The organism is Mycobacterium sp., from assembly GCF_032159565.1.
Lineage (GTDB): Bacteria > Actinomycetota > Actinomycetes > Mycobacteriales > Mycobacteriaceae > Mycobacterium.
In genome coordinates this window covers 1-9,593 of sequence record NZ_JAVHWR010000092.1, presented here as the reverse complement: position 1 = coordinate 9,593, position 9,593 = coordinate 1, and the positions used below count along the sequence as shown (strand labels likewise).

General features: G+C 65.0%; 10 protein-coding genes and 1 pseudogene. 2 read left to right on the top strand and 9 right to left on the bottom strand.

Annotated features, from left to right (window positions below; translation table 11 throughout):
* The 3 genes and pseudogenes from QOC76_RS11520 to pdxR all read right to left on the bottom strand — a co-directional run.
* Positions 1 to 276 (bottom strand): annotated as a pseudogene (locus tag QOC76_RS11520) (vWA domain-containing protein); the annotation flags it as partial.
* Complete coding sequence (locus QOC76_RS11515) at positions 269 to 1,168, bottom strand: ATP-binding protein (protein WP_526356966.1); 900 nt, start codon at positions 1,166 to 1,168, stop codon at positions 269 to 271. The gene QOC76_RS11515 and the pseudogene QOC76_RS11520, both read right to left, overlap by 8 nt.
* 663 nt (positions 1,169 to 1,831) lie before the next feature.
* Complete coding sequence (pdxR, locus tag QOC76_RS11510) at positions 1,832 to 3,196, bottom strand: MocR-like pyridoxine biosynthesis transcription factor PdxR (protein WP_526356965.1); 1,365 nt, start codon at positions 3,194 to 3,196, stop codon at positions 1,832 to 1,834.
* A gap of 178 nt (positions 3,197 to 3,374) precedes the next feature.
* On the opposite strand from pdxR, the gene QOC76_RS11505 reads away from it, so the two are divergent.
* Entirely contained in the window at positions 3,375 to 3,740 is a 366-nt protein-coding gene (locus tag QOC76_RS11505; protein WP_526356964.1) for a hypothetical protein, read from the top strand.
* A 432-nt stretch (positions 3,741 to 4,172) separates the two neighbouring features.
* On the opposite strand, the gene QOC76_RS11500 is transcribed toward QOC76_RS11505, so the two are convergent.
* The 4 genes from QOC76_RS11500 to QOC76_RS11485 all read right to left on the bottom strand — a co-directional run bounded on the left by QOC76_RS11500 (position 4,173) and on the right by QOC76_RS11485 (position 7,121).
* A complete protein-coding gene (locus QOC76_RS11500; RefSeq protein ID WP_526356963.1) occupies positions 4,173 to 4,616 on the bottom strand; it encodes a Rieske (2Fe-2S) protein in 444 nt (147 codons plus the stop codon).
* 703 nt (positions 4,617 to 5,319) lie between these two features.
* The gene (locus QOC76_RS11495) at positions 5,320 to 5,664 is read right to left on the bottom strand and encodes a hypothetical protein (RefSeq protein WP_526356962.1); all 345 of its coding nucleotides are present in this window, start codon (positions 5,662 to 5,664) and stop codon (positions 5,320 to 5,322) included.
* A 240-nt stretch (positions 5,665 to 5,904) separates the two neighbouring features.
* Entirely contained in the window at positions 5,905 to 6,297 is a 393-nt protein-coding gene (locus QOC76_RS11490) for a VOC family protein (protein WP_526356961.1), read from the bottom strand.
* The gene (locus tag QOC76_RS11485) at positions 6,294 to 7,121 is read right to left on the bottom strand and encodes an oxygenase MpaB family protein (protein ID WP_526356960.1); all 828 of its coding nucleotides are present in this window, start codon (positions 7,119 to 7,121) and stop codon (positions 6,294 to 6,296) included. The genes QOC76_RS11490 and QOC76_RS11485 overlap by 4 nt, the downstream gene beginning before the upstream one ends.
* Before the next feature lie 47 nt (positions 7,122 to 7,168).
* Between QOC76_RS11485 and QOC76_RS11480 the strand changes: the two genes are divergently transcribed.
* Complete coding sequence (locus tag QOC76_RS11480; protein ID WP_526356968.1) at positions 7,169 to 8,146, top strand: cobalamin biosynthesis protein; 978 nt, start codon at positions 7,169 to 7,171, stop codon at positions 8,144 to 8,146.
* Here QOC76_RS11480 and QOC76_RS11475 read toward each other — a convergent pair.
* Positions 8,088 to 8,936 carry an SURF1 family cytochrome oxidase biogenesis protein gene (locus tag QOC76_RS11475; RefSeq protein ID WP_526356959.1) on the bottom strand — a complete coding sequence of 283 codons (849 nt, stop codon included), beginning with the start codon at positions 8,934 to 8,936 and terminating at the stop codon, positions 8,088 to 8,090. The two genes, QOC76_RS11480 and QOC76_RS11475, sit on opposite strands and share 59 nt — an antisense overlap.
* Positions 8,937 to 8,944: 8 nt before the next feature.
* Positions 8,945 to 9,439, bottom strand: coding sequence for a low molecular weight protein-tyrosine-phosphatase (locus tag QOC76_RS11470; protein WP_526356967.1), 495 nt, complete (start codon positions 9,437 to 9,439; stop codon positions 8,945 to 8,947).
* Between the last annotated feature and the right edge of the window lie 154 nt (positions 9,440 to 9,593).

Here is a 9,593-nt window from a genome sequence, read left to right as displayed (position 1 = left end):
GACACCGGCCCTCTCCTCGGCGGCCACCGCGGCGGGCGGGGAGTTTCCCGTTCCGCCAAGCCAGAACGACGCGAATGCCCGATCAAAGGCGTCGATGTCCTCGGGTCGCTTCACCAGAACCACGCGTGCCGCCCAGTACACGTTGTGACCGTCGAGCGGGTCCACTGCGTTGAGCGCCTCGATGAACACCGCCACCGAGCCGGTGGAGACGGTCATGCCTTCGGCCCGTAGCCGGCGCGCGAAGATCACCGCGAGCCGATCCGCGCCGTCAAACACCGTCGGCGGCCGCCGCCCGCACGATGGCGTCAACTCCTGCGGCCCTTGTCTTCTGGATATCTTCGCGGTACTTCAGCACCCAGCCGAGGGTGTGCTCGACATCGGTTTCGGAGAGCTCCTGCTCGCCGAGTTCGGCCAGCGCGCGGGCCCAGTCGATCGTTTCAGCCACTCCGGGGGGTTTGTAGAGGTCGAGCTCCCGCAACGCGCCGACGGCGCGAGCGACCTGCCGGGCCAGCCGCTGGCTCGCCTCGGGCACACGCAGCCGCACTATGGCCACTTCCCTGTCGATGTCGGGGTGATCGACCCAGTGGTACAGGCAGCGTCGTTTGAGCGCGTCATGCAGATCGCGGGTGCGATTGGAGGTTAAGACCACAACAGGCGGAACCTCCGCGGCGAACGTTCCCAGCTCGGGCACCGTCACGGCGAAATCGGACAGGATTTCCAGCAGGAACGCCTCGAATTCGTCGTCGGCACGGTCGATTTCGTCAATCAGCAGCACCGGCGGAGGACCGTCGCGGTTGTCGAGGGCTCGCAAGAGTGGTCGTCGGACCAGGAACCTCTCGGAGAACAGCTCATCTTCGGCGGCGGCCAGAGCCTGCGGGCCACCGGTTTCCGCCGCTTTGAGGTGCAGCAGCTGGCGGGCGTAATCCCATTCGTAGACCGCCTGGGACACGTCAATGCCCTCGTAGCACTGCAGCCGCAACAGCTCAGCCCCCGACCAGCGCGCCAAGGTTTTGGCGACCTCGGTTTTGCCGGCCCCGGCTTCACCCTCCAGCAGTAACGGCCGCCTCAACCGCACGGCGAGGTGGATTGCAGTGGCCAGCCCCTCATCCGCGAGGTAACCGAAGCGGGCCAGCTCGCCCTGCAGCTTGCTGACAGCGTCCGCTATCACCCGGGCGCTCCCCAACGCGCCCGGAATGGCTCATGAATGCGCGATGAAACGGCCGGCGAAATCGCGCGCATGCTGCTGACTCTACGAAGCGATGACGCCGGTCGTGCGTCCTTGCCGAACAACGGCCAAAGTCGACGCGGATGAACGCAGGAGGTTGTCGACGTCGAATCCATTACGAGCACCGGCACAGACTGCGGAAGGGAAACGCCGGTCGCCGCTGAAGATTGATGCTGGTTTTCATGAGTGCTGCTACTACGGCCCCTCGAGCTTAAGTCGGAGCGTCCACGAGATGACCAGCAGCGGCGCGCTGCTTGTCCTGGCGTAGGCGGGAAGCCCGTTCCACAGCGGTGTCAGGCCGTCCGGCGTATCGGAGACCCATGCGTGGCGCCGCTAAACGCACCCGAGACCTGATAACCGGAACCCCCGTTGTGCCAAGAATGTGCCAAGACGCGCCGAAACAGGCTGAAAGTCCGTAGACAGGGTGGGCATGCACGACCCGCTGACCTGGGCCTTTCAGGACCCAATGGCACCGCATGAAACGCGGTAGACAGTCTGATTCGGCTTTACACACCAGCGGTCGGCGGTTCGATATAGTTCGCGCCCACCAATGTTTGTGGTTTCAGGACGGCGAGCGGTTCACCCGACGCCGACGCCCTGCGGCAGTCATAGCCGCCGCCGTTGGGTTCGGTATATCGATCCGAGTCTTCTAAGCGCGTTGTGGATTGTGGCCTCGGAAATAGCTCCGTAGCCAAGTATGAGCGCCGGTGGCGCGGACTGCTGTGCGGACCAGTGCCAGCTGGCTCCTTCGATAAGAAGACCTCGCGTACGGGCTGCATCGAGGAGACGCGCTTCGTCACACCAGTCAGGCAGCTGGACGTACAGATGCATACCCGCGGCGATGCCCTTTGGCACGGCCGCGGGCAGAGATGTCGCGACCGCCTCGAGCATGGTGTCGCGCCGGCGCCGATAGATCGGTCGCACCCGCCGCAGGTGGCGAGTAAAGCCCCCTGTCTCGATAAACCGCGCGAGCGAAAGTTGTTCCGCGACTGTGGTTCCCATGTCATCGAGGAGCTTCTGATGAGCGACGCCGTCGACCAGCCAGCGCGGCAAGATCATCCACCCGAGTCGTAGTGCCGGGCTCAGTGTTTTGCTGATGCATCCGGCGTAGACCACCCGCTCAGGTGCGAGTCCCTGTAGTGCACCGAGGGACACGCGGTCATAGCGAAACTCGGCGTCGTAGTCGTCCTCGATGACCAGCCCGTCGTGCTCGTGAGCCCATTTGAGCAGGGCAGCACGCCTCGCCGTGCCCAAGACAGCACCTGTCGGGTAGGAGTGGGCGGGAGCGGCAAGTACCGCGCCGATGTCAAGGTCGGCGAGTTTGTGCACCTGCAGGCCGTCGTCATCGACCGGGAGCCCCACCACCCTCAAACCCGTGTTGGCAATGGCTTGGCGGTGCAAACCGAAACCGGGATCCTCCATCGCGATGGTGTGGGTACCGCCCGCCCGTAAAGCACGGCAGACCAGCACAATCGCTTGGGTGACGCCGCCGCAGACAATGGTGCGCTCGGGTGCCGCGGCGACGCCGCGAACGCGGGTGAGGTAGTCGGCGAGAGCGTGACGTAGCTCTAGTGTCCCGAATGGTCCCGGATATCCCAGTTGCGCGTTGGGCATGTCGTGCAGCGCCGCTCGATAGTGGCGTAGCCATTCGACTCGCGGGAACAGTGTCGGGTCGGGCAACCCGCCGAACAAGCCCATTACAGAACGTGATTCAGGCGCGGCTGTTCGATCGAGGACTTCAGCTTGGACCAGTGGCAACACTCGGGTGCCCGACCCTTGCCGGGCCGATACGTATCCGTCCGCGGCGAGCTGCTGGTATGCGTCGACAACGACGCTTCGTGCGACGTCGAGATCGCTCGCCATGACGCGCGATGGAGGAAGCAGCGTGCCCGCCGCTAGCCGGCCGTCTCGGATCATTGCACGCAACTGCTGGGTGAGCTGTTGGCGCACGCCGCGCCTTGACCGGTCCACTTGGAGCAGGATCTCCATCGGAAAGCCGGTGTCGGATGAATTGGTCCGTTTAGAAAAGGTGCTATTGGACCGTGACATAGACCAATACTAGGCTGAGGCTAGAGCCGTGATAGCACCCGACAACTCTGCCGAAATCTTTTCGGCACCTTTGATCCTGCCGTGGATGCCCGGTCCCTGCGTGACGACTACCGAGCCAATCATCGTCAGCGTCACCGAATTTCGCGTCCAGCACCGCCGCGACCTGCCGACGGTGGCAGTCAAGGGGCTACGGATGCGGCTGGGCTGGTATGCCATGAGCGGTGCACTCGGACTGTGGCTGTGGTCGCTGCCAATGGCTATGCGTGCGGGTTCGATATCAGTGTGGGACAACGACGACAGCCTCGAGCGGTTCATCAACCTGCCTCACCACGTCGGCATTATGAATCGCTACCGCTCCCGGGGCACGGTTCGTTCCGACAAGTGGTCGATGGAACGTTTTGAACCCGATGCCGTGCTCGACCGGGCACGCGAGTGGATCGGTAGGCCGACGATATGCGCCCGGTAACGCTGTACACCTGTGCACGTCTTATTTTTGGCCTAGCTGCGCTGGCGGCGCCTAAGACAGTCGGCAGGTTACTTGCCGGCGACGGCGGCGCCACGCCGGACGCGACAGCGTTTTTGCGCGGCATGGGGGGCCGCGAACTCGGAATCGGACTCGGACTGGTGACCGCGATCCGCAACGGCGAGTCCGTCCGGCCCGGGCTGATTGCCGGATTACTGGCAGACAGTAGCGACGTCGCGGGAATCGCCGGCGCCTGGCCTCACATGCCGCCAGCCAAAAGGTGGCTAGGACTGACCATGGCAGGCGGCGCAGGGTTAGCCGGTGCCGGGTTGTTTGCGATCACTCCACGAAATTCGTGATTTCGCGCCGGGACTCATGCGGCCTTCATGGTGATCTTTCCCAGGGTCCGGGATATCGCGGCCGGATACCCCACCACTACCCGATAGTCAGAACACCGTTGCTGGCGTTGACCGGAACCGGTGCCAACGGACTGCTTGCCGGGCCGATCAGCACCGCCCCAGTTGCGCCATCGAATTCACTGCCATGGGCAGGACAGTGCAGCGTCGTTCCGTTCCCGGCACTGACCGTGACTCCTCGATGGGTGCACGCTGCAGAGTAAGCGACGTACTGGCCCGACACCGGTTGTGCCACCACGTACCCGGAGACAACGACAGCCGTACCGACCGGCACCTGCGACTGCTGTACCTGGACCGCGTTCAAAGCGGTGGCCTGTGATCTTGCGGATTGATCACCGGCGTCCGCGGCAGCGGGAGAGGGGGCAGCGGGCGATGATTCTGACGACGAACAGGCCGCGACCGCACCCGGTAGCAGAATTAGCCCAGGCAGCGCCGCGATGATCGCACGGCGATTAGCGCACATTTCCCCCAGAGAAGTCATAGCACAAGGTACCGCCATTCGGTCCCCTCCGCGGCACGATGACAATTCCCTCTAAATTGCCCACGCTTGAACGGCCCTTTCTCGACGGAATCATGCTGTTCTCGACCGTCTTGGCAGGGCGAATTGCCATCGATCGTCGCAGCTGGAGGCCTTCCGCCTCAACACGATTCGGAGATACGGGAGAGTCGTCGGCTGCAGCGAAACACCGGCTTCATTTCGGGAACCGTAAATGTTGCGTTCGGAAATAAAAATGGCACCGAGGACGTGACTTTAAGCCTGCATCATGTATTCATTAATATTCGCACCACCAGCACACGCGATCACTTTTGTGGAACGCGGGGAAGTTTGCTTCGCCAGCCCGACCAGTGAAAATTCTGACTGGTTTACAGCCGGCTGCGTGCACGGTGTCGCGCTGACCTTCCGCTCGACCTGAACCGAAGTTCCGGAATTGTCCGACCCACGCGACCGAACGCCTGACGACCAACCCCTGTTGCGTCAAGAGTGTGCCAAGACGGCAAAAACAGGCTGACAAAGCGTGGACAGGGTGGCCACGAAACGCCCGTTGAGCTGGGCATTGCCCGACGTTATGGCACCATCTGAAACGCGGCAGACAGTCTGATTCGGCATTTACACACCAGCGGTCGGCGGTTCGATACCGTCCGCGCCCACCGCACCTCGCCCTAGGTCACCCCTCGGGGGTGACGACGGGCGGGTCGGGCAGGAACTGCCCGGGATCGGTGCTCTGCGCGGGCTGTTTCGCTTGCTGCTGCCCCGCTTGCTTCTGGGTCTTCCCGCGCTGCAAATGCTGCTCCCGCTGCTCTTCGGCTGGCAATGGCGGCGCGTGTCGCTTAGGAACGGTGACCGGCCGCGCACCCTGTTGCCGTTGCTGCAGAGCGGTTGTGGCGGTGCCCGCCTGCTGTGCGGCCGCCTGGGTGGCCGCCGAGGCCGGCGCGGCGACCGTCAACAGGGACGCCGCGGCGATCGCGGCGCCGGCTGCAAAGGTGCCGACAAAAGTCTTGATGTTCTCCATGATTCGTTCCTCACGGTTCGCTTTCTTCGAGCTCTTTCTCGATGAAATCTGCTTGTGCCGTTGAGATTACGAACCGTGGTTGTGGGTGTCGTGCTTGTGCGCGCAAGTCGCAAAAGAGTCGATCCACGCGTTTTGCGCATTGTGCGCAGCCGCTATCCCGCGCCCATCATTGCCTGGGCGTCTGCGAGCAGTTCAGTGCCACACGTGTGGCACGCCGCTGCCGCCGTCATCGGCCTTCGGCTATCGCGTAGGCGGTGCGAAGAATTCGAGCGCGATGCCGTCGGGGTCGCGGAAGCTCAGCCCGCTGCCGTAATGGGCGTCGACGATGCCGCCGTGCTCGATACCGAGCTTGTTCAACTTCTCGACCCACGTGTCCAACTCCGCGCGGTCCGCACAGCCAAAGCCGACATGGTCGAGGCCTGCCTGGAACTCGGTGAATCGCCCACCCTCCAACGGCCGATCGTGCTGGTGGATACCGAACAGGGTGCCGTTGTCGAACGCCCACACCACGTGCCGGAAGCCGGCATCGGTGTTTTCGTCGAGAACCGGATCGACATCGAACAGCGCTTGATACCAGGGTGCGCTCGCATCGATATCGCGCACGGTGACCGCGACATGGTTCAGTGCTGTCATACCACTCTCTTTCCTCGGCGTGCGCGAGCACGCATGTCCCACAGATACGTTCGATAGCCAAGGATCCATACCTCGCGGGGAATGACCCGGTCGGCGAGCCGCAGCGCCGTCAGCAGCCGTTCGAACTGGCGCTGTTGAGTCGCAGTCCATGACATCTTCATGTGCGCCCGGAATTGCGGGGGCAGAAAACCCTTGGTGGCAAAGAGATTGAAGCGGCCTGTCAGCAACCGCAGAGGCGCGGGTAAGAACTCCATCGCGGCCACGCCGTGCAGATGCTCGCGCACCGGCGGGTCGATGTGCAGCTCGTCGAGCATCCGCTTCCAGAACTCGTCGAACGCGATGCGGTCGACAGGCCACATGTCGTCGCGGACCTGCAGCGTGGTGCCCAGCTTTCTGGCGTCCCGGTAGATCGCATCGGCGGCCTCGTCGTCCAGTGGGCCGTACAGGAATTCGTGTTGATCGACGAAGTACCGGTACAGACAGGCCGCCACCCATAGTTGGAGCCGCGGGTCGAATGCGTTGTAGGGCAACGTGCTTGACTTCGTCGACCGCACCTGTGCATGCACCTTGTCGACCTCGGAGCGGATCAGCGCACGGTCGGCGTCCGTCCCGAGCGTGGCCGCGGCCAGATAGGTGCCGGTGGTGCGGGCGCGCTTGAAGGGGTGCTTGTAGACATTCCCGCTGTCTACCGGGCTTTCCAGCACGCCATAGCCGACGCCGGGAAGGGACAGCTGCATGATGACGTTGGCCGCGGGGGCCAGCACCGCCGCAGGATTGATCAGATCCACCACCCGGGTCGGCCGCCGCGGTGGGCCCAGCCTCATCTCTGGAGTACATCACCTTGTGAGACGCTCGCAGCGTGTTTGCGCCGATGTGTCTGGGCCGTGCGGCCGGTATCGCGGCCGGCTACGTGGCCGACCTGACGTTCGGCGACCCGCGGCGCGGGCATCCGGTGGCGCTGTTCGGTGGTGCCGCCGCCTGCCTCGAGCGACTCACCTACGCGGATGGCCGGTGGGCCGGGGCAGTCCACACGGGCGTGCTGCTCGGTGCGCTGACGATGGCGGGCGTCAGTGCAGAGCGGGCCGCGGCTCGACGCGGACCTGCATGGACGGTCGCTCTCACGGCGGCGACGACATTCGTGGCACTCGGCGGCACGTCGCTGACGCGCACGGGTGAACGGATGGCAGACCTGCTGGCGTGCGATGACATCGATTCCGCCAGGCGTCTGCTGCCGTCGCTGTGCGGACGCGACCCGGCGGCGCTTGACGTCGACGGGCTGACGCGCGCTGCGCTCGAATCCGTCGCCGAGAACACGTCCGACGCCCTGGTGGCGCCGCTGCTGTGGGCCGCGACCGGTGGTGTGCCTGCGCTGCTGCTCTATCGCGGCGCGAACACCCTCGACGCGATGATCGGTCATCGCTCGCCTCGCTATCGTCGATTCGGTTGGACCGCAGCACGGTTCGACGATCTCATGAACATCGTCGCCGCCCGTGTCACAGGTGTGCTGGTAGCGCTCTGCGCGCCCGTGGCCGGCGGGTCACCCTCGGATGCGGTACGGGCGTGGCGGCGCGACGCCGGTCGGCATCCGAGCCCCAACGCGGGCGTCGCGGAAGCATCTTTCGCGGGGGCGCTCGGCGTCCGGCTCGGTGGGCCGACGCAGTACGCGCACGAGTTGGAGATCCGGCCCACCCTCGGCGACGGGCCTGCGCCGCTGATCGTCGATCTGAAACGGGGCGTGCAACTGTCTCGTGCCGTTCAATTCGCGAGCGCGGTGTTGGCGACGGTGGCGGTCAGCGTCGCCTGCCGTAGCGGTCGGCGAGCTTCTCTTCGGTGGTCAGAGGCGCGCTAGCGGGCCTGGCCTCCGCCGCGGCCTTCTCCCGTCGGCGAGCCTTGATCTCGGAAACGATGAAGTAACCCAACCCGATCGGCGCGATGATGCCGAACGCGATCCACTGGATACCGTAGGAAAGGAAGGGGCCGGCGTCCAGGTGCGGCAATGGGACCACGCCGAGGCCACCCGGCTGCTTGTCGACCAGTTGGAGATACGACCCGGCCAGCGGAACATCCACCAGCGTGGATACCTGCGCGGTGTCGATCGCGTACACCTGCTGAGCGCCGTCCTGGCGGAACGGCGCCTTGCCCGTGGGAGCCGTCTCGGAATCGCGCAGCCGCGCGATGATCGTCACCTTGTCGCTCGGTGCCGGCGCGATGGGCGGAACCCGCGAACCCTGTTCAGGCTTCACGTATCCGCGGTCGACCAGCACCGTCGGGCCGCCGTCCACGGCGAACGGCACCAGCACCTCGAATGCCGGATCGCCTTCGACCACCCGCAGCCGGGCCAGCACCTGGCGGTCGGCAAGATAGCGCCCGGTAGCCGTCACCCGCTGCCACTGCTGGTCGGCTGCCGATGAATCCTGATGTGGCAGAACGCTTGTCAGCGCAACGGGTTCGGCGGTCAGCGACCGCGAGATCTGTGAATTCTCCCGGGACGTCTTGGTGTTCTTGCCGAGCTGCCAAGGGGCCAGGACAGTGAAGCACAGGTAGGCGAAGGCGATCACCACGACGAACAACGCGAGCCAGCCTGGCCGCAACAGGAAGGCCCATCGCGGGGTCCGGTTTCGCCTCTTCGTTTCGTTCATCGGCGGCCTCAGCTGGCGATTCCGCGGTCCGCGAGCTGTTCGTCCACCCATTCGTGCAGACCCGGCAGCGAGGCCTCGATGACGCCGAAGACGTCCTCGAAGTCGTCGTGTGCGCCGTAGTAGGGATCCTCGACGTCGAGCGGATGCGCACCCGACTTCGGGTCGAACGACCGCAGCATCCGCAGCCGGGTCGGTGAAACGCCCATATCGCGCAGTATCCGCTCGTGGTTCCGGCCCAGCGCCACCACGAGGTCGGCCGACAGATGATCCTCGTTGATCCGCCTAGCCCGGTGTTCCGTCGGGTAGCCGTGTTCGCGCAGCACCCGGTTCGCGCGGTTGTCGGCGCCCTCTCCTGCGTGCCAGTCGCCGGTGCCCGCGCTGGTGACCCGCACCTCGTCGGCCAGCCCGCGCTCGCTGATCTGGTGGGCGAACATCTTCTCCGCCATCGGCGACCGGCAGATGTTGCCCGAGCAGATGAAGGTGACGTGCAGGGGCTCGGGCACCGGAGGCGCCCCGGCGGCGGCATCAGACTCCGGAGCCGCCTCGGCGGCGGCATCAGACTCCGGAGCCGCCTCGGCGGCGACATTAGACACCGGAGCCGCCGCCTCGGCGGCGACATTAGACACCGAGCACCTCGCGCAGGTCCTCAACAGTCGC

Excerpts from the sequence above, each read along its gene's own strand:
- QOC76_RS11500 (WP_526356963.1), bottom strand. The coding sequence starts at position 4,616 with ATGTGCGCTAATCGCCGTGCGATCATCGCGGCGCTGCCTGGGCTAATT.
- QOC76_RS11495 (WP_526356962.1), bottom strand. The coding sequence starts at position 5,664 with ATGGAGAACATCAAGACTTTTGTCGGCACCTTTGCAGCCGGCGCCGCG.
- QOC76_RS11490 (WP_526356961.1), bottom strand. The coding sequence starts at position 6,297 with ATGACAGCACTGAACCATGTCGCGGTCACCGTGCGCGATATCGATGCG.
- QOC76_RS11485 (WP_526356960.1), bottom strand. The coding sequence starts at position 7,121 with ATGAGGCTGGGCCCACCGCGGCGGCCGACCCGGGTGGTGGATCTGATC.
- QOC76_RS11480 (WP_526356968.1), top strand. The coding sequence starts at position 7,169 with ATGTGTCTGGGCCGTGCGGCCGGTATCGCGGCCGGCTACGTGGCCGAC.
- QOC76_RS11475 (WP_526356959.1), bottom strand. The coding sequence starts at position 8,936 with ATGAACGAAACGAAGAGGCGAAACCGGACCCCGCGATGGGCCTTCCTG.